This window comes from Actinomycetospora sp. CA-053990 (assembly GCF_050948445.1).
GTDB classification, from domain to species: Bacteria; Actinomycetota; Actinomycetes; order Mycobacteriales; family Pseudonocardiaceae; genus Actinomycetospora; species Actinomycetospora callitridis.
This window is the reverse complement of the sequence record NZ_CP192043.1, coordinates 2,399,570-2,417,800: the sequence shown is the minus strand read 5'-3', so window position 1 is coordinate 2,417,800 and position 18,231 is coordinate 2,399,570. Positions and strand designations below refer to the sequence as shown.

At 74.7% G+C, this 18,231-nt stretch carries 17 protein-coding genes and 2 pseudogenes; 8 read left to right on the top strand and 11 right to left on the bottom strand.

What is annotated here, in order from left to right; translation table 11 throughout:
- Positions 1-27 precede the first annotated feature (27 nt).
- Positions 28-692: pseudogene (locus ACQPYN_RS12310) on the bottom strand (cysteine protease StiP domain-containing protein); the annotation flags it as partial.
- Positions 693-880: 188 nt separating this feature from the next.
- Positions 881-1,876, bottom strand: a pseudogene (locus ACQPYN_RS12305) (phosphoribosyltransferase domain-containing protein); the annotation flags it as partial.
- A gap of 218 nt (positions 1,877-2,094) precedes the next feature.
- On the opposite strand from ACQPYN_RS12305, the gene ACQPYN_RS12300 reads away from it, so the two are divergent.
- Complete coding sequence (locus ACQPYN_RS12300; protein ID WP_433037165.1) at positions 2,095-2,769, top strand: GNAT family N-acetyltransferase; 675 nt, start codon at positions 2,095-2,097, stop codon at positions 2,767-2,769.
- On the opposite strand, the gene ACQPYN_RS12295 is transcribed toward ACQPYN_RS12300, so the two are convergent.
- Both ACQPYN_RS12295 and ACQPYN_RS12290 read right to left on the bottom strand, forming a co-directional pair.
- Complete coding sequence (locus ACQPYN_RS12295; RefSeq protein ID WP_433037163.1) at positions 2,759-4,138, bottom strand: DUF222 domain-containing protein; 1,380 nt, start codon at positions 4,136-4,138, stop codon at positions 2,759-2,761. The two genes, ACQPYN_RS12300 and ACQPYN_RS12295, sit on opposite strands and share 11 nt — an antisense overlap.
- Positions 4,139-4,180: 42 nt before the next feature.
- Entirely contained in the window at positions 4,181-4,783 is a 603-nt protein-coding gene (locus ACQPYN_RS12290) for a CGNR zinc finger domain-containing protein (RefSeq protein WP_433037161.1), read from the bottom strand.
- Between the two features lie 58 nt (positions 4,784-4,841).
- On the opposite strand from ACQPYN_RS12290, the gene ACQPYN_RS12285 reads away from it, so the two are divergent.
- Together ACQPYN_RS12285 and ACQPYN_RS12280 are read left to right on the top strand one after the other, a co-directional pair.
- Positions 4,842-5,321, top strand: a complete 480-nt coding sequence (locus ACQPYN_RS12285; protein ID WP_433037159.1) for a VOC family protein — start codon at positions 4,842-4,844, stop codon at positions 5,319-5,321.
- A gap of 180 nt (positions 5,322-5,501) precedes the next feature.
- Entirely contained in the window at positions 5,502-6,467 is a 966-nt protein-coding gene (locus tag ACQPYN_RS12280) for a hypothetical protein (RefSeq protein WP_433037157.1), read from the top strand.
- Between the two features lie 27 nt (positions 6,468-6,494).
- On the opposite strand, the gene ACQPYN_RS12275 is transcribed toward ACQPYN_RS12280, so the two are convergent.
- The 5 genes from ACQPYN_RS12275 to ACQPYN_RS12255 all read right to left on the bottom strand — a co-directional run bounded on the left by ACQPYN_RS12275 (position 6,495) and on the right by ACQPYN_RS12255 (position 10,890).
- The gene (locus ACQPYN_RS12275) at positions 6,495-7,637 is read right to left on the bottom strand and encodes a serine hydrolase domain-containing protein (RefSeq protein ID WP_433037155.1); all 1,143 of its coding nucleotides are present in this window, start codon (positions 7,635-7,637) and stop codon (positions 6,495-6,497) included.
- A 137-nt stretch (positions 7,638-7,774) separates the two neighbouring features.
- On the bottom strand, positions 7,775-8,194 hold the full coding sequence (locus ACQPYN_RS12270; RefSeq protein WP_274189308.1) for a PASTA domain-containing protein: 420 nt from the start codon (positions 8,192-8,194) through the stop codon (positions 7,775-7,777).
- A gap of 107 nt (positions 8,195-8,301) precedes the next feature.
- Complete coding sequence (locus ACQPYN_RS12265; protein WP_433037153.1) at positions 8,302-8,523, bottom strand: hypothetical protein; 222 nt, start codon at positions 8,521-8,523, stop codon at positions 8,302-8,304.
- A gap of 5 nt (positions 8,524-8,528) precedes the next feature.
- Positions 8,529-9,845 (bottom strand): Nramp family divalent metal transporter, encoded by a 1,317-nt coding sequence (locus ACQPYN_RS12260; protein WP_433037151.1) that lies wholly within the window; start codon positions 9,843-9,845, stop codon positions 8,529-8,531.
- A 97-nt stretch (positions 9,846-9,942) separates the two neighbouring features.
- Positions 9,943-10,890, bottom strand: coding sequence for a manganese catalase family protein (locus ACQPYN_RS12255; RefSeq protein WP_433037149.1), 948 nt, complete (start codon positions 10,888-10,890; stop codon positions 9,943-9,945).
- Between the two features lie 384 nt (positions 10,891-11,274).
- On the opposite strand from ACQPYN_RS12255, the gene ACQPYN_RS12250 reads away from it, so the two are divergent.
- The 5 genes from ACQPYN_RS12250 (at position 11,275) to ACQPYN_RS12230 (ending at position 15,106) form a co-directional block, all read left to right on the top strand.
- Positions 11,275-11,976, top strand: coding sequence for an AfsR/SARP family transcriptional regulator (locus tag ACQPYN_RS12250; RefSeq protein WP_433038853.1), 702 nt, complete (start codon positions 11,275-11,277; stop codon positions 11,974-11,976).
- Between the two features lie 88 nt (positions 11,977-12,064).
- Positions 12,065-13,237 (top strand): 5-methyltetrahydropteroyltriglutamate--homocysteine methyltransferase, encoded by a 1,173-nt coding sequence (locus tag ACQPYN_RS12245; protein ID WP_433037147.1) that lies wholly within the window; start codon positions 12,065-12,067, stop codon positions 13,235-13,237.
- A 3-nt stretch (positions 13,238-13,240) separates the two neighbouring features.
- The gene (locus ACQPYN_RS12240) at positions 13,241-13,699 is read left to right on the top strand and encodes a GNAT family N-acetyltransferase (protein ID WP_433037146.1); all 459 of its coding nucleotides are present in this window, start codon (positions 13,241-13,243) and stop codon (positions 13,697-13,699) included.
- 85 nt (positions 13,700-13,784) lie between these two features.
- Positions 13,785-14,714: a Rieske 2Fe-2S domain-containing protein gene (locus ACQPYN_RS12235; RefSeq protein WP_433037144.1), complete on the top strand. Its 930-nt coding sequence runs from the start codon at positions 13,785-13,787 to the stop codon at positions 14,712-14,714.
- 32 nt (positions 14,715-14,746) lie between these two features.
- Entirely contained in the window at positions 14,747-15,106 is a 360-nt protein-coding gene (locus tag ACQPYN_RS12230) for a Rieske (2Fe-2S) protein (protein ID WP_274193639.1), read from the top strand.
- A gap of 13 nt (positions 15,107-15,119) precedes the next feature.
- Here the strand turns inward: ACQPYN_RS12230 and ACQPYN_RS12225 are convergent, their stop codons facing one another.
- Together ACQPYN_RS12225 and ACQPYN_RS12220 are read right to left on the bottom strand one after the other, a co-directional pair.
- Positions 15,120-16,706, bottom strand: coding sequence for a fatty acyl-CoA synthetase (locus ACQPYN_RS12225; RefSeq protein ID WP_433037141.1), 1,587 nt, complete (start codon positions 16,704-16,706; stop codon positions 15,120-15,122).
- A 55-nt stretch (positions 16,707-16,761) separates the two neighbouring features.
- Complete coding sequence (locus tag ACQPYN_RS12220) at positions 16,762-18,231, bottom strand: hypothetical protein (RefSeq protein ID WP_433037139.1); 1,470 nt, start codon at positions 18,229-18,231, stop codon at positions 16,762-16,764.

The window sequence follows — 18,231 nt, the reverse complement described above, 5'->3', positions numbered from 1 at the left end:
GCCGGCGAGCCCGGGGTAGGACTTGGCGCCCTGGTAGCTGCCGGGCGGCAGCAGGTCCGGGCGGTCGACCGTACGCGAGACGAGGCCGCCGACCGTGGCGTTGAGGCAGGCCTGCGGCACCAGGAGATCCTCGCGCGAGCCGTACAGCGTGGCCCGGTGGGCGGGGTCGGCGAGCACCGCGACCGTCGGGTCGACGACGACGCCGGTCTCCCGGGCGTAGCGGGCGAGGTCGGCGGCCACGTCGTCGACGATGCCGCCCGCGCCCGTCCAGGCGTCGACGAACACGAGCGCTCCCGGGTCGTGCGCCGCGACCAGGGCGTCGAGGGCCGCGCGGTCGAGCCCCCGGCCGCGCAGCACGCTCATCGCGTAATGCGGCAGCACCACCCCCGGACCCGCGCGGCCCACCGGCGCACCAGCACCCCGACCGGCGTGCCCGCCCGTGCCAGCGACACCAGCACCGCGTCACGTCCGCGCAGGGCGAGCACGCGGTCGGCGAGAACACCGACGGCCCCGGCCACCGGCGCGGCCGACCGCTCGAGCGCCCGGACGACCACCCGCTCGTAGTCCGGGGCGGGCGCGGGCTCCTGCGGCAGGCTCTCCGAGTAGTGCCGGCCGCTGCCGAGCGCCGCCTCCCGCTCGGCCGTCGGCGTCTCGAGGGCGATGGCCGACAGGTCGCTGAGCAGCCAGGCCACCTCGTCGCGGGCGAAGGAGCCGAACTCCGGGCCGCGGCGCGCGGTGGCCGTGCGCGGTCCCCCGGCCCAGGTCCCCGACACGGCACCACGGCCTCGACGATGCGCGTCGTGACCGCGCCCAGCCGCGACAGCAGGCCGTTCGGCCGACGCAGCGCCGGCGTCCGGGCGGCGGCGTCGATCACGAGGACGACGGTGTCGTAGTGCCCGTGGCCGGGGGCCCCGAGCCCGTAGACGTAGCGCTCCGGGGCGTGTCCGAGCGCGACGTCGTGCGCGGCGAACGCGAGGCCCGACCGCACCGGGTAGCCGGCGACGTCGCGGGCCACGAGCGGGGAGCGGGTGGTCGCGGCGAGGTGGACGTCCGCGCCGCCCGCCGCCAGGGTCTCGGCCAGGCGCAGGGGCAGGTAGAGGAGCTCCTCGCAGCCCAGGACCAGCACGCGGCCCGGGCGGGGGCCGAGGGCGTCGGCCAGGCTCGCGGCCGCTCCGGGGACCGCGCGTTCCAGCGCCGCTCGTCCGTCGCGGTCGAGCCCGTGCCGGGCGCCCTCGGGCGCCCCGTCGAGCGGGAGGTGGACGGTCACCGTCTCGGCCCGCCCCTCGGGCCGGGCGGTGGCGTCCTCCCAGGCCCGGAGCAGGTGGGCGGCGCGGTCGAGGACGTCGGCCGGTGGGTCGAGCCGCGACCGGGCGGAGGCGACGACGTCGATCCGCACGCCGAGGTCGTGGGCCACCCGCTCGACGGCGTCGTCGGAGTGCGCGCGCAGGTCGGCCAGGGTGGCGACGAGGTAGCGCCGGCGCGGGAGCAGGCGGTGCAGGGCGCGCAGGGTCGTCGCGGCGGTCCGGCCCGTGGTCAGCTCGTCGTCGACGAGGACCAGCGGCCGGTCGGGGGTCCAGCGCCCCGGGTCGTCGGGCACGAGCACGTGCTGTGGCGCGTGGCTGTGCTGCTCGTCGAGGGCGACGAGCACGGACGCGCCGGGGACGACCCGACGCGTGGTGTGCACGACGTGGTCGGCGTCCAGCCCCTCGGCGACGAGGTGGGCGAGAGCCGTGGCGTTCTCGGCGTACCCGAGCACGAGGGGCCCGCCGCCCGCCGGGGTCGCGGTCTCCGCGAGACATCGCCGGATCGTGTCGGCGAGGTCGTCGGCCGCCGCGCGCATCCGCCGTGGTTCGGTGGGGAGATGCTTGCCGAGCACCCGGGACACCGGCAGGTGGGCGCGCCGCGGATTGCGGCGCAGGGCGAGCCCGACCACGTCCTCGACCGGCACCGCCCCCTCGTCGGGTCCGAGCACGAGACCGAGGGCGTCGCGGACGACCTCGCCGGGCCACGCGTGATCAGGCACGAGTCCCCGTGATGCCAGACCTCGCGCGAGAAAGCCACACCCGTGTCCACCCGACGGTCAGGATGGACAGGATGGTCACGACCGATCCGGCCGATCCCGTCCGGCACTGGCCCCTCGCGGAGCTCGTCGTGCGCACCCCACGGCTCGAGCTGCGGCCCGACGACGACGCCGGGCTCGCCGCGCTCGCCGACCGCGCGATCGACGGGGTGCACCCGGCCGACGAGATGCCGTTCCTCGAGCCGTGGACCGACGACGCCGGCGATCCGGGCTTCGCGCGGGGCATCCTGCAGTACGCGTGGCGCTGCCGTGCGGAGATCGTGCCGACCCGCTGGTCGGTGAACTTCCTCGTCCGTGAGGCCGGCCGGGTCGTCGGGATGCAGACGCTCGCCGCGACCGACTTCGGCGTCCTCGGCGAGGTCCGCAGCGGCTCGTGGCTGACCCGCTCGGTGCAGGGCCGAGGCCTCGGCACCGAGATGCGCCACGCCGTCATCGGTCTCGCGTTCGACCACCTCGGTGCCCGCGCGGCCCGGACGAGCGCCTTCGCCGACAACGTCGCCTCCCGTCGGGTGTCGGAGCACCTCGGCTACGCGCCCGACGGCGTCGAGCACCACGTCCGGCGCGGCCGCGCGGCGGTGCTGCTGCGCAGCCGACTCACGCCGGAGACGTGGCGGCGCCCCGCCTGGACGGCCGAGGTCGACGGCCTCGGGCCGTGCCGGGAGCTGCTGGGGGCACCGATCACGCCGTGATCATGGCGGATCGTCCGCCGGGTCTGGGTTGTCGGTCGGGGTCGATCCACGGCGGCGGGGTGAACCACGGGAGGCCGTCGATCATGTCGATGGTCCAGTGCCCGTGGTGGATGACCTGGTGGTGATGTCGGCAGAGCAACGTGAGGTTGTCGAGGCAGGTGGGGCCGCCGTCGGCCCAGAGGTCGATGTGGTGGGCGTGGCAGCGGCGGGGTCGGCGTGTGCAGCCGGGGAAGGCGCAGCCGCCGTCGCGGTAGTTGAGCGCCCGGCGTATCGCGTCGGGGATGAGCCGGGAGCGGCGCCCGATGTCGAGCGGCTCGGACTTCGACCCGAGGACCAGGGGGACGATGTCGGCGTCGCAGGCCCACCGTCGGACGGTGGCCGGGTCGGACAGCGCCCCGGAGTCCAGCGTGCCGTGCCCGATCGCGAGCTGCAGCCAGCGGTGGTCCATCGTGATCGTCAATAGCGCCCGCCCCGGCCCGCGGGTGGTCTCCGGTGCCGGGGCTGCCGGTGCCGCGGGCTCGGGGCGGCGGGGCTCGGGGATCAGCGCGTCCTCGAGCGGCGCGTCCTCAGCGGTGCCGTCGGCGGTGTCGGCGTCGGGCTCGGGCCCGGTCTCGTTGTCGGTCTCGTGGTGGCGGGTGTCGGTGACCAGCCCGTGGGGTCCGAGGGCGTCGGCGAACACCTCTTTGAATGCGCACGCCTGCCGGTTGCCCAACGGACGGTGGTCATCGGCGCCGGTCGGGGTGGCCAGCACCCCGATCCCTTCGCGGATCATCTCGGCGTCGACCGCGTCGTGGATCCGGATCCGCATCTCCAACGTGCCGTCCGGACCCGAGGTCATCTTCAGGTCGTCGAACAGGTCCGCGTCCTCATCCGGCGCCGCACCGTCCGGGTCGAGCCGGCGTAGCAGCGCCTCGGCGAGGCGCCGCAGGATCGCGGGCGGGAACAGCGTCGCCTTCTCCGCCAGATAGGCATCCGCGGCCGGGACCTCGGCCGGGTCGACGTGCTCCATCTTGTCGATCTTCTTCATGGTGCGGCGGATGATCGCCACGTGCTCCGGGGAGATCTCCCCCGACGCCAGCACGGTCGCGGTGCACGGCAGACGCGGCGGCAGCGGCTGACCGTGCAACGAGAAGCGCGGAGCCAGGTCCTCGGCCTCGGCGACCAGCCGCCCGGCCTTCGCCGGGTCCAACCGCCAGTTCTCCTGCAGCAGGCGCTCGGTGCTGCGGTCCCCGGTCACCGCAGCGAGCCCGAGACGATCCATCTCGGCGATGCGCTCCAGGCGCCGGTAGTAGGCCTGGTTGCCGGCGATCTCCTCGGCGCGCGCGGCCGCGAGCGCCTCGCGCTCCACGACACCCACGCCTTCGCTCATGTGTTCGATTCTAGAACCGACCCCCGACAACGAGGGGCCACTTCACGAAGAACCCCGCTCCACCTGCCGCTGAGCCCGCCGCCGCTCGACGAAGGCGCGCTGCTTGGCCGCCGCGCCACAGGCGCTCATCGAGCACCAGACACCCGAGCCGTTGCGAGAGCCGTCGTAGAACGCCGTCCGGCACAGCGGGTCGCGGCAGGCCTTGAGGCGCGCCCACGTGCGCTCGTCCACCTCCAGGGGAGCCGCGACGACCGTGGCCAGCACCCGCCGGACCGCGCGCTCCTCGTCGGACTCCAGGCGGAACGGATCGGCCCGCACCCGCAGCCGTAACCCCGCCGCGGCGTCGTCGAACCGCTCCACGGCCTCGGCGTCCACCGCCAGCTCGGGATCGGTGTGCCGCGCGAGCACCGCGCGCAGACCGGCGCGGACCGTCCGCGCGAGATCGAGGTCGTCCGGCCCCACCGCGTCGTCGGTGACGTCCGTGCCGCGGGCCCGGCACCAGGCGGCGAGGTCGGCCGGTGTCCGCAGACCGTCCTCCCCCACGCCGTCGGCGGTGCGCCCGAACCAGGTGTCGAGCAGGTCGGTCACGAGGCCCAGCGGCGCCGGGGGCGGCGTGCGACCGAGGACGGCCAGTCGTGGATCCACGACGAAGAAGTTACCAGCAAAGTCCGTTGACCGGTCACTGAGTGACCGGCTACTTTCGTTGAGCGGTCACACCACCGCACTGCACCTCGAGGAGAAGCCCGTGTTCCGTGGATTCGCCACCGTGAACGTCTTCGCCGACGACGTCGTCGCCGCCCGCGACTGGTACGCGCAGGTGTTCGACGCCGAGGCCTACTACGCGATGCCGCCGGCGCCGGCCGCGCCCGCGTACGTCGAGTTCCGCGTCGGGGACGACGCCGACGAGTTCGGCATCATCGACCGCCGCTTCGCCCCGTCGGGGTCGCGCGACGCCACGGGCCCCGCCGGCGCGGTCGTCCACTGGCACGTCGACGACCTGCCCGGCACGGTTGCGCGCCTGCTCGCGCTCGGGGCCACGGAGTACCAGCCGCTCACCGAGCACGGGGACGGCGGGTTCGTCACCGCGTCGGTGGTGGACCCGTTCGGCAACGTCCTCGGCGTCATGCACAACCCGCACTTCCTCGAGATCGCCGAGGCCCGCGCGGCCGCGGTCGCGGCCTGACGACGTCACCCGAACGGCGGCAGGTGACGGCACGACGGGCGCCCGCTCCGTGCGCCCCACCGGACACGCCGAGGGACACGCCGAGGATCGCGCCACCATCAGGGTGAACTAGAGGCTGAGGGATCGCGGGCTGTGGATCACGGGGTAGAGCCTGGGCAACGACCGGCCCAGGGGGGATCGATGGCGTACGTCGCGCCGCTCGGCGAGCGGACTTCCGAGCTCCGTGGCTCGCCCCTGCGCCGGCTCGTCGGTGGGATGCTCACGGTGCTCGGGATGGGCGTCTGCATCGGGACGCTGCTCGTCCTCCTCGCGGACGCGGTCACCGAGGACACGCCGCGACGGACCCCCGCCGGCGCCGAGCCCGCGACGATCTCCCTGCCCTACGGCGGCCAGCTCGAACGGCCCGACCCGGGGGACCTCATCGAGCCGGGCGGCCTCATGGGGCTCGGGCTCCTCGCGCTGGGGCTCGGCAACGGACTGGTCTTCGCGTTCGCGGCCGCGCTCGACGGCACGCGGGGCCCCTCGGCCGCCGAGACCCGCCGTCGCCTGCGCAACCGCCGCGGTCGCGGCGCCGTCCCGGGCGGGCGGCGCGAGGTCGCGCGCACCGTGGTCGTGCCCGCCGCGGCGCCCGCGGCCTCGGCCGGTCTGCTCGGCGTGGTCGAGGCCGAGGACCTCCCGGCCCGCCGGAGTGCCCCCGGCCGCGCGGCCCTGGGCACGACCTACGCCCCGATCCCGGCGCCCCGCCGACCCGAGCCCGAGCGCCACCCCGTTCGCCGACCCGAGCCGAAGCGCCTCCAGGCCCGGACGCCGATGCCGGCGCCCGCACCGGAGCCCACGCCCGAGCCCACCCCCGCAGAAGAGCTCGTCGAGGAGCTCATCGAGGACCTCGTCCCGGAACCCGCCGAGGAGCCCGCGGAGGTCCCGGAGGTCCCGGCGGTCCCGGACGTCCCGCAGCCCGTCGTCGACGACGTCCCCGCACCCCGCGCCCCGCGCCGCCCCTCCCCCGTCCCGCGGGACGGCGGCGACGGGCGTCCGTCCCCCGCCACCCGGCGCGGCACGGGTCCCTGGGGCTGGCGTCCCGCACGGCCGGACCCGGTGCCGTGGCGCAACCCGCGGCCGTGGCCGGCGCTCGCCGGCGCGCACTGAGACCGCGCGCACTGAGACCGCGCCGACCTACCGCGCCAACCTCTCCTCGATCGTCCGCGTGAAGGCCTCGAACACCGGCCCGGCGGGCGGGAGGACCTGAGTCACGAGCACCGCGGCCAGGTCGTGGCGCGGCCAGGAGTACCAGAGCGTGCCGAGCCCCCCGGCCCAGCCGTAGCGGGGCCCGGCGGGCGAGTCGACGACACCGACCCCGAGCCCCCAGCCCCCGCCGTCGAGGAACGGGGCGGCCGCGGGCGCCGCGCGCTGTTCGGGCGTGAGGCGGTCGGTCGTCATCGCCGCGACGGCGGCGGGATCGAGGATCCCGGCACCGCCGTCGAGGAGCATGCCCGCGAAGCGCAGCAGGTCCTCGGCCGTGCCGACGAGCCCGCCCCGGCCGTCGGGGAACGCCGGCGGGGTGAGCCAGCGGCTGTCGGTGACGCCGTCGAAGTCGACGAGCGCACCGTTCTGATCGCGCGCGAACGCCGGGACGAGACGGGCGGGATCGGCGACGAACCCGGTCGCGTCGGTGCCGAGCGGGGCGAGGAGGCGGTCGGCGAGCAGGTCGCCGAGCGGACGACCGCCGGCACGGGCCACGAGGACGCCGAGCACCGCGGCGGACAGCTCGTAGCGCCAGACACGACCGGGCTGGTCGAGCAGCGGCAGCGTCGCGAACCGCGCGATCCACTCGTCGGGAGGGGGCGGACCGTGCGGGTCGGGCGGGCCGAAGCCGAGCCCCAGGGCCGCCGCCCGGTCGACGGTGGGGCACGGGCCCTCGGTGACGAAGCCGAAGCCCATGCGCATCGTCAGCAGGTCCTCGACGGTGATCGGGCGTTCCGCGGGCACGGTGTCGCGGACGGGATCGCTCGGCGAGACGTCCAGGCTCCGGAGCACCCGGCGGTCGGCGAGCTCGGGCAGCAGGCGGTCGACGGGCTCGTCGAGAGCGAACGCCCCGTCGGCGACGCGCTGCATCGCCAGCGCCGCGACCAGGGGCTTCGTGTTCGAGCTGAGCCGGACCACCGCGTCGGGACGCAGCGGGGTGTCCCCGCCGGGGCGGGTGGTGCCGACGGCCGCGAAGCTCGTACCCCCGCGGTGGCGGACCCCGACGACCGCGCCGGGTACGAGGCCCGCCTCGACGGACCCGCGCACGCCCTCGATCACGTCGTCGGCGTGCACCGGCGCCCCCCCGGGGATCGGTCTCCTCGATCAGCTCCGCACCAGCGGAGCCCGCGGGGCGACGGCGTCACCCGGCGGATCGGCACGGTATCCGAGGACCTCGGGGTCGCAGAGGGGCCGATCCCACCCGGGCTCGATCAGCCGTTGAAGCCGCCTCCGGCGGGCCCGACGGGGCTCGGCTCGGGGCGGACACCGCCGCCACCGCCGCCGCCCTCGGGGCCGTCGTCCGGGTCGGGACCCGTGGCGGGCCGGGCGGCGCCGCCCGCGATCCAGATGCCGACCTCGGCGCCGCGCTCGAGCTCCTCGCCCGCCGCCGGCTCCTGGTCGGCCACGTGGGCGCGCCCGGCGCCCGTGTGCACCGCGTTGCGGCCGACGGCGAGCACGCCGGCGTCCAGGGCGCGGTCGTGGGCCTCGGCGGCCGGCAGGCCCACGAGCTCGGGCATCGTGGCGGTGGTCGTCCCGCCGTCGGTCGCGTCGTGGCCCATCGTGGTCCCACCCTCGGCGTCGGTACGCGTCTCGTCGGTGTGCATCGTCGCCTCCTCCGGCATGCCGGTCATGGCATATCGGTACCCATCCTGCCGTGCCCCTGACGCTGAGTCGGTCATCACCCGCCCCCCGCGCGGGCAGCACCCCGGCTGAGCTGGGAGAACGGCGACCGGCGGAGTCACGCTCCGCGCCCGGTCGCCGCGACGGCCGTCAGCCAGGTCCGGACGAGGTCGCAGGCGCCGTCCACGTCCCCGGCGACGCCGAGGGTGTGGGCGGGGCCCTCGAGGTCGTCGGTGGCGGTGAGGCGCACCCGCAGGTCGCCCTCGTCGAACCACACGCGCACCATCAGCGCGGCGCCGGGCGGGACGCCCGGGGACACCCCCGCCGACCCCGACGCCACGGGGGTCACGACAGCCCCGAGACGAGCACGGTGACGACGAGGTGGGCGTTGACGCCGATCACCACCACCGCGAGCACCCCGGCGACGGCCGTGACCGCGGGGCGGGTGGTGAGCGCGCCCATGAGCGCGCGGCGCCGCCCGAGGTCGAGCACCGGGACGAGGGCGAACGGGATCCCGAACGAGAGGACGACCTGCGAGATCAGCAGCACGAGCGTCGGGTCGGTCCCGAGGCCGAGCAGGAGCAGTGCCGGGCCGAGCGTGACCGCGCGGCGCACCCAGAGCGGCACCCGACGGCGCAGGAACCCCTCCATGATCACCTGCCCGGCGTAGGTCCCGACGCCCGACGAGACGAGGCCGGACAGCAGCAGCGCGACGGCGAAGGCCCCGGCCGCGAGCGGCCCGGCGAGGGTGCCGAGCCCCGCGTGCACGCCCTCGAGGTCCTCCGGAGGCTCGATCCCCGGGCGGAAGAACACCGTCGCGGCGACGACGAGCATCACCGCGTTGAGCACGCCCGCCGCGCCCATCCCGACGGCGAGGTCGACGCGCTGGCCCCGCAGCGCGGCCCGTGTCCCGCCCGCGCGCCGGCGGGCGGTGGGGGTGAGATCGGAGTGCAGGTAGATGACGTGCGGCATCACGGTCGCGCCGAGGATGCCGGTGGCGAGCACGAGGCTGCCGGTGCCGTCGAGACCCGGCACGAGGCCGCCGGCGACGAGGGCGGGGTCGGGCGAGGTCTGACCGAGGGTCGTGAGGAGGCAGACGACGACGCCGACGAAGAGGGCGACGACGAGCAGCTCGAAGCGCCGGGGACGGCGCTGGTGCACCGCGAGCAGCGCCCACGCGACGACACCGACGGCGATGCCGCCGGGCAGCAGGGGCACGCCGAACAGCAGGTTCAGCGCGATCGCGCCGCCGACCACCTCGGCGAGGTCCGTGGCGATCGCGACGGCCTCGGCCTGCACCCACAGCGTCCGGGTCAGCGGGCGCGGGTAGTGCTCGCGGCACAGCTGGGGGAGGTTGCGGCCGGTCGCCACGCCGAGCTTCGCGGAGAGGTACTGGACCAGGACGGCCATGAGGTTCGCCGTGACGACCACCCAGAGCAGCAGGGTGCCGTGGGACGCGCCGGCGAGCGTGTTCGTCGCGAAGTTGCCGGGGTCGACGTACGCGGTGGCCGCGACGACCGCGGGTCCGAGCAGCGGGAGCAGGCGGCGGATCCGGCCGGGAGCCGGGGCCGGGGGCCGGGTCGTCTCGATGGCCGGGCTCGCGTCGGTGCTCGGGGTCCCGACGTCCGGGGCGGGCGTCACGTGCGGTGGGGCGACGGTCATCGACCTCTCCGGGCAGGGCGGCCGGTCCGGGCGACCCGGGCCCACGAGGGCCCGGGCCGCCCGGCGACGGGCCGGTGACGGGGACGTCAGCTGGTGATCAGCTGCCGGTCGGCCCGTACTGGCCGGCGGGGGTGGACATCTCCATGTCCGCGGTGGCCTGGACGAGCTCCATGAGCTCGCTGTCCAGCCCGGGCCCGAACTCCTCCGGACGCTCGACCGCGATCTCCATGGGCGCGCCCTCGGGGGCCTGCTCGGTGGAGAGCTCCGTCCCGTCCTTCGACGGCGACGGGCCGTTGAACACCTTGGCGGCCTCGTTGAGCTGGTCGATGTTGAACGTGTACTGCTTGGACTGCAGTCCCTGGTCCAGCAGCGTCTTGACCTCGGGGAAGCGCTCCGCACTGGTCTTCGGGATCGGCAGGAGCTTGTTCCACTCCACGCCGAGCGCCTCGAGGGCCTTCGCGTAGGCGTTCTCGTGGGCCTGGTCGCGCACGATCAGGTACGCGATCGTCGACCGTGCGGTCTTGTTGGCCGTCATCTCGTAGAGCCGGCACTTCTGCAGGCGCCCGGTCGACTCGAGCATGAGGTTGTAGAGCAGGTTCAGCGGCAGGTTCCCGCTGTCGTAGACGTACTTGCCCGTCCACGGGTCACCCTGCGCGTCCACCGGCAGCGCGCCCTGGGCGCCGACCAGCCAGTGGTGGATGTTGCCGCCGCCGAGCGCCACCGACAGCGGCGTCGCCCCGCCCTCGCCGGGCTCGTCGAGGTGGGTCGGGTTGCCCTGGTACCGGGGCGAGCCGTCGACGAGGCGCGCGATCGTCGTGGCGATGAGCTCGACGTGGCCGATCTCCTCGGTGCCCACGCCGTAGAGCAGGTCGCGGAACGGCTTGCCCGTCGGCCCGCGGAAATTGAAGCTCTGGAACAGGTACTGCATCATCGTGCGCATCTCGCCGAACTGACCGCCCAGCCCCTCCTGCAGGGCGTTCGCGGCCGCCGGGTCCGGCTCGTCCGGGACGATCTCGTTGATCAGGCGCTGCACATGGAAGAACACAGGGATCCTCTCGAGGGGTCGATCGGTGCGTGCCCCACCCTCGGAGGCCGCCGTCCCCCGGTCGTGCCCCTCGACGTCGCCGGGACCGTCCCCGCCGCGTGCCCCCCGCGTCGCCCCGCCGTCCCCGCACCGTCCCTGCGCCGTCTCCCCGCCGTCTCCCCGGTGTCTCGATCGCGTCTCCGGTGGGCACCCGATCTCTGCCCGCCCCGTGACGTCCGTCCGAGTCGCCGGTCGGGTGTGGTGTCCCTACCGTGAGCCGTGCGCGTTGAGGCCGACAGTCGCGCCGCCCTCCCCGGTCCCGTGCGGGCCGGCCACTTCCTCGAACAGCCGGACCCGTTGTGGGAGGTCCGGCGGGAACGGCGGCGAATGACGCTCGACGTGCCGATGCCCCCTCGGGCGGCACACCTGTATCTCGTCGGCCGGTTCGCGTGCCGGGTCGGCGACGAGGACGTGCGGCTGACACCCACCGCCGAACGGGTCCTCGCGTTCCTGGCCCTCGCCCGGCGCCCCGTCCGCCGGCACCAGCTCGCCGGCACCCTGTGGCCGGACGTCACCGACCGACAGGCCCTGACCCGTCTGCGCTCGACGCTGTGGAAGGTCCCCGCCTCCCAGCGCGCCGCGCTCGTGGAGGCCGACGCGACGAACGTGTCGCTGCACCGGGACGCGGGCGTGGACCTCTACGCCCTCGACGACGACGCCCCGGCCGACGACGACGGGGGCGTGTTCGACGCCCCGATGCCGCGCGGCGAGCTCCTGCCCGGGTGGGGCGACGACTGGGTGCTCGTCGAGCGGGAGCGTCACCGCCAGCTGCGCCTGCACGCGCTCGAGGACCGCTGCGCGCGGGCGTGCGTCGCCGGGCGGTTCGCCGACGCCCTGCGCGCCGGGCTCGAGGCGGTGGCGCAGGAGCCGCTGCGCGAGAGCGCCCACCGGCGCGTCATCGAGGTGCACCTCGCCGAGGGCAACGGCGCGGAAGCCCTCACGCAGTTCGAGGGCTTCCGGACCCTGCTGCGCGCCGAGCTCGGCCTGCCGCCGTCGGACGCGATCCGCGCGCTCGTCCGTCCGTTGCTGGGTCGTCCGGCGGACTGATGTGCGCGCGTTGACGTGATCTGGACCACACCATAGCGTCGGGTCCCGGGTGTTCGCCCGATTCACCAGAGATTCGGAGCCAGTCACCATGGCCACCTACGACCCCCGCACCGCCACCGGCATCCCGACAGAACCGGTCGGCTCGATGCCCCGCCCGCAGAAGCTCCAGGACGCCTACGCCGCCTACGACGAGGGAAAGATCGACAAGGCGGCCCTCGAGACCGAGCAGGAGGCCGCGGTCCAGGACACCATCGACCGCTACGAGGCCACCGGCGCGCCGATCATCTCCGACGGCGAGCAGCGCTGGTCCTCGTTCGCCACCTACCCGATCACCGACACGCTCGCCGGCACCGGCCTGGCGCCCTCGCTCGGCCCGGGCGGCCAGTTCTTCGCGATCTTCGCCGACGGCCACGGCCGCCAGCTGCCCAAGCTGGTGAAGGGCCCGTTCGAGTACCAGAACTACGCCTCGGACTCGCTGGAGAAGTCGATCGGCAAGGCGAAGGCGCCGATGAAGCAGGCCGTGATCGCGCCGTCGATGCTCGCACTGCTCTACCCGCTCAAGGAGCCGGTGGAGGGCTACAGCCGCGAGGACTTCGAGGCCAAGCTCATCGACGAGTGCGAGAAGGACATCCGCCAGGCCTTCGCCGCCGGCGCGGCCCGCGTGTCCGTCGACTTCACCGAGGGCCGGCTCGCCACCCGCGAGGACCCGCGCAACCCCTGGACCGGGGCCGGGCTGCTCCCGCACTTCATCGAGCTGAACAACCGCGTGATGGCGCGCTTCAGCGCCGAGGAGCGGAAGTCCATCGGCATCCACACCTGCCCCGGTGGCGACCGCGACTCGGTGCACTCCGCCGACGTGCCCTACAACAACCTGCTGCCCGAGATGTTCAAGATCAACGCCGGCTACTTCCTCATCCAGCTCGCGAGCGAGCGGGAGAAGGACCCGGTGTACGAGTCGATCGGGAAGAACCTGCGCACCGACGCCGACGGCGTGACGCAGATGGCCTACATCGGCGTGATCAATCCGGGCAACCCGCGGGTGGAGAGCGCCGACGAGGTCGCCGGCCGTCTCGTCCGGGCCGCGGACTTCATCCCCAAGGAGCAGCTCGGGTCCACCGACGACTGCGGGTTCTCGCCCTTCTCGATCGACGAGAAGCCGAACCACGGGTCGCCCGACTTCGCCCGCGACGTGGCGTTCCAGAAGATCGCCAACCGCGTGGAGGGCACGCGGATGGCCGCCGAGAAGCTCGGGGTCTCCTGAGCCGTGTCCCCGCAGTTCCGGGCCGGGCGTTCCGACCGCTCCCCGGGACGTGAGCTGCTCGCCGAGCTCAACGCCCTGCTCGACACCCAGTACCCCGGGCGTTCCGCGCGTCCGGGGTCGGTGACGACGCCGGAGGAGATGGCGCCGCCCCGGGGCCGCTTCCTCGTCGGGTACGACGACGGGGAGGCGGTCGCGATCGGCGGGGTGCGCCCGCTGGGGCCGGACGTCGCCGAGATCAAGCGGATGTACGTGGCGCCCGGCGCCCGCTCGCGCGGAGTGGGCCGGGCGCTGCTCGCCGCGCTGGAGGACGCGGCGCGGGAGCTCGGCTACGCCCGCGTGCGGCTCGACGCCGGGGAGGAGCAACGGCACAGCCGCGCGCTCTTCGCCGACGCCGGGTACCGCGCGATCCCCGCGTACAACGGCAACCACATCGCGGTGTTCTTCGGCGAGAAGATCCTCTGACGCTCACGTCCTATGGTGTGGATCACATCGAGGTGCGACGATCGTCCGCGACCGCGAGATCGACATCGAGCACCGGGAGCGATGGATGGCGGATTCCGGTGCGGCGGCGGCGTGGCACCAGCGCGCCCTGGCCGAGATCACCCGGTGGCCGTGGCTGCAGAAGGTCAACGACCGCGCCACCGCCGTCGTCGACCCCGTCTACGACCGCTTCCGCAGCAACCCCGTCCTCGAGCTGATGCACGGCGGGCGCTGGCTCGGGCACTCGCTGCACCCCGCGCTCAGCGACCTCCCGATCGGGTTCTGGTCCGCCTCCGTGCTGCTCGACTCCGCAGGCCAGGACGTGGCGCCCCGGGGTCGCCGGCTCGACCCGTCGTCGACGCTGAGCGCCGCCGGGCTCGCCGCGGCCGCCGCGACCGCTGCCACGGGGTGGGTCGACTGGAGCGTCAGCGACGGCGAGGACCGCCGCGTCGGGCTGTTCCACGGCCTCCTCAACGTGGCGGGCGTCAGCCTCCAGGGCGCGTCGCTCGCCGCCCGGCTCTCCGGTCACCGGCCGACCGGCCGCGCCCTCGGCGCCGCGAGCCTCGGCGTCACCGTGGTGGCCGCGTACATCGGGGGCCACCTCGTCCAGGGCCGGGCCGTGATGGTCAACCGCGTGGCCACGACCACCGGACCGACCCGGTGGGTCCGCGCGGTCGCCGAGGAGGACCTGCCCACCGACGGCGTGACGGGCGTCGAGGTCGAGGGCCGGCACGTGCTCCTCGCCCGGCGCGACGGCGAGGTGCACGCGATCGACGACGTGTGCAGCCACGCCGGTGCGCTGCTGCACCGCGGCGAGACCGACGACTGCACCGTCACCTGCCCGCTGCACTTCTCGGTGTTCGACCTCCGCGACGGACGCATCGTGCGCGGACCGGCCCACCACCCCCAGCCCGTCCTGCCCGCGCGCGTGCGCAAGGGCTGGATCGAGGTCCGCGGCTCCGCCCCGGCGCCGCGGTCCCGCCGTCCGGCCGACTGAGTCCGACCCGCGAACCGAGAGGAACCACCACCATGGCCTGGGAAGCAGTGGCGGACGACGACCAGCTCGACGAGGGCGACATGATGGTCGTCCAGATGGGCGGGCAGCCCATCTGCGTCGTCCGGCTCTACGAGGACGAGGCGGTGGCCGTGCACAACACCTGCACCCACCAGCAGCAGCCGCTCAACGAGGGCTACCTGCAGGAGGACGACTCCCTCATCTGCCCGGCGCACAACTCGCGCTTCGACCTGCACACGGGCATCCCCACCGGCGTCCCGGCCGTGGACCCGATCCCGACCTACGCCTGCAAGATCGAGGACGGCGCGATCTGGGTCGACTTCGAGCAGCAGACCAACGACGCGGCCATCCCGCACAAGCCGTACTACACGTGACCCCTCGGGAGAACTACGGCGTTTCGGCGTCCGCCAGCCCGGCGTAGGTGTCCCGCAGCTCGCGCTTGAGGATCTTGCCACTGGGGTTCTTCGGCAGCTCGTCGACCAGCACGACGTACTTGGGCGACTTGAACCCGGCGAGCCGTTCCCGGGCGTGGGCGACGATCTCGGTGCCGGCGGCGGTCTCCCCCTCGCGCAGCACCACGGCGGCGGCGACCGCCTCGATCCACTCGGGGTGCTTCACGCCGAACACGGCGACCTCGCTGACGGCGGGGTGGGAGTAGATCGCGTCCTCCACCTCGCGGCTCGCGACGTTCTCCCCGCCGGTGATGATGATGTCCTTCTTGCGGTCGACGATCGTGAGGTAGCCGTCGGCGTCCATCACCCCGAGGTCGCCGCTGTGGAACCAGCCGTGGCGGAAGACCTCGGCCGTCGCCTCCGGCTTGCCCCAGTACCCGCGCATCACGTGCGGCGTGCGGTGCACGATCTCGCCGACCTGCCCCACCGGCACCGGCCGGTCGTCCTCGTCGTGCAGCCGGGTCTCCACGTTCAGGCTCGGGCGTCCGGCGGTGCCCGCCTTCGCGATCTGCTCCTCGGGGAACAGGACCGTGGCGTTGGGGGCGAGCTCGGTCTGGCCGTAGTAGTTGAAGAGGCGGACGCCGGGCAGGCGCCGGCCCAGCTCCTCGAGGACGGCCACCGGCATGATCGCCGCGCCGTAGTAGCCCTTGCGCAGCGACGACAGGTCGTGCCGGTCGAACGACGGCGAACGCAGCAGGCGGATCCAGACCGTCGGCGGGCAGAACATCTTCGTGATGCCCTCGGCCTCGACCGTGCGCAGGATCAGCTCCGGGTCGGCCGCGTCGACGATGACGCTGGTGGCGCCGAGGTAGACGTCGGGCGTGAGGAAGTCGTGCAGGGCCGCGCAGTGGTAGAGCGGCAGCGCGTGTAGCTCGACGTCGTCGCGGTGGTACTCGCCGTCGACGATGTCGCTGACGTACTGGGCGATGAGGTTGCGGTTGGTCATGATCGCGCCCTTGGGGGCCGACGTGGTGCCGCTCGTGTAGAGCAGCTGCACCGGGTCGTCGTCGCCGATCTCGACGTCCGGCGGGGTGGCGTCGTCGTGCTCCAGGAGCCGGTCGAACGACGTCCAGCCGGGCCGGTGCCCGATCACCACCCCGAGGGACAGGGCCACCTGGGCCGCCCCGAGCGTGTCGACCAGCGCGTCCTCGACGATCGCCGCCGTCGACCCGCTGTCCTCCAGCACGTAGCGGACCTCGGAGGCGACGAAGTTGAAGTTCACCGGCACCGAGATCGCGCCCAGCCGCGCGAGCGCGAAGTAGGCGACGACGAAGGCGTAGGAGTTGTGCGAGAAGATCGCCACGCGCTGGTTCCGCACGACCCCGCGCTCGGCGAGGGCGTTCGCCACGCGGTTGGCGTCGGCGTCGAGCTCGGCGAACGTCCGGCGGGTGTCGCGGTGCACCACCGCGAGCTTCGCCCCGTACTTCAGCGCGGTCCGCGCCAGCAGGGTGCCGATGGTCTGTCGCCGGACGCGGGCGAGGTCCGCGGTCCAGGGCGGGAGGTACCGGTCGATGTCGTCCATCTGGTGCTCCTCGTCGACGTCCCGGATCCCGACCGCGCACACGGACCCTTCCAGATCAGGGCGACGATCCGGGTCGACGGAGGTACCGCACGCCGAACGCCCGGCCCGCCCACGCGCCGAGGGCACCGACCAGGCCCAGCCCGCTCAGGACGAGCAGGTAGGCCGCCAGCCAGACGTGCTTGAACACCTCGAAGTAGCCGTCCCCCAGCACCGCCGCCGCGACCAGGCCCAGCGCGGTGACCGCGGCGAGGCCGGCGGCCAGGCACCAGCGCGCGGCCGCGGGCGCATGGCGTCGCCAGAGCACCGAGCTGCCGGCCGCGGCGACGGCGAGCAGCACGAGCGCCGTCGGGAGCCACGCCGGCCACGGGGTGCCGTCGAGGACCGCGCGCAGGGCGGGCCCTTGCGACCCGGACCAGCCGACGTCGCCGCCGGGGCCGGTGGGTCGGGCGGGGTCGCCGGGACCCGCGGCGAGGTAGGGCAGGTCGGCGCGGGTGGTGGCCTGCAGCCCGACCCCGAACCCCCGCAGCAGTGCGCCCGGGTCCCGGACCAGCGCCTCGTGGGCGGCGGCGCGGGTGGCGTCGGCGTCCTCGCCGATCGCCCGGACCCACCAGTCCGCGGTCGGGAGCGGCGGCCCGTTGAAGAACCCGTCGCCGGCGACGTCCGCGGCCTCGGGCGGCAGGCCGAGCGCGGCGGGGCCCTCGGGACCGAGCTCGGGCAGCGCGAGCGTGAACACCACGTCGTGGACGTTCGCGCCGCCGTAGACCTGGTCCTGGAACTGCACGGCGGCGCCGATCGGCACGGCGACCGCGAGGACCGTGACCAGGGCGATCACGGGCCCGAGCCGCCGCCGGTGGCCCACGGTCACCACCGCGCACGCGACCACCGCGGCGACGAGGACCGGGAGGTAGCCCACCTTCGCCGTGGCGGCGACCGCGCCGCCGAGGGCGGTCAGGGTCAGCGCGACGGTGCGGCTCGCGCGCTGGCCGGGGCGCGTCACCAGCAGCGCGGCGATCCCGCACGCCACCGCGAGGGCGCCGAGGAGCCCCGCGGGCTCGCCGTAGGTGGAGACGAAGAACCGCGTGAACGCCGGGAGGGCCAGCGGGGCCACCGGGACGAGCAGCACCGCGACGCGTCCGGGACCCGACGCCGAGGCCGCCCAGGCCGCCGACGCCACGACCAGCCCCACGAGCGCCGCGTACCACCAGGCCACGGTGGAGAGCGCCACCGAGCCGTCGCCGCCGAGCAGGGCGGCCCGGAGCACGAGCGCGGCCGACGACGGCGTCGACATGCCGCACGTCGGGCTCGTCACCACGGCGAAGTCCGTGACGACGCCGCCCTTCCAAGCCGCGATCCGGTCCACGGTGCGCGGGACCATCCCGAGGCCGCAGAAGAGCCGGAAGCCGTCGCCGTTGTCCTCCACCCCGAAGGTCCGGCCCGCCGGGAGCCCGAGGGTCAGGACGACCAGCGACGCCGCGGCGACGCCCGCGCCGAGGGCGAGCGCGACCCGGCGCGTCCCGTGCCCCAT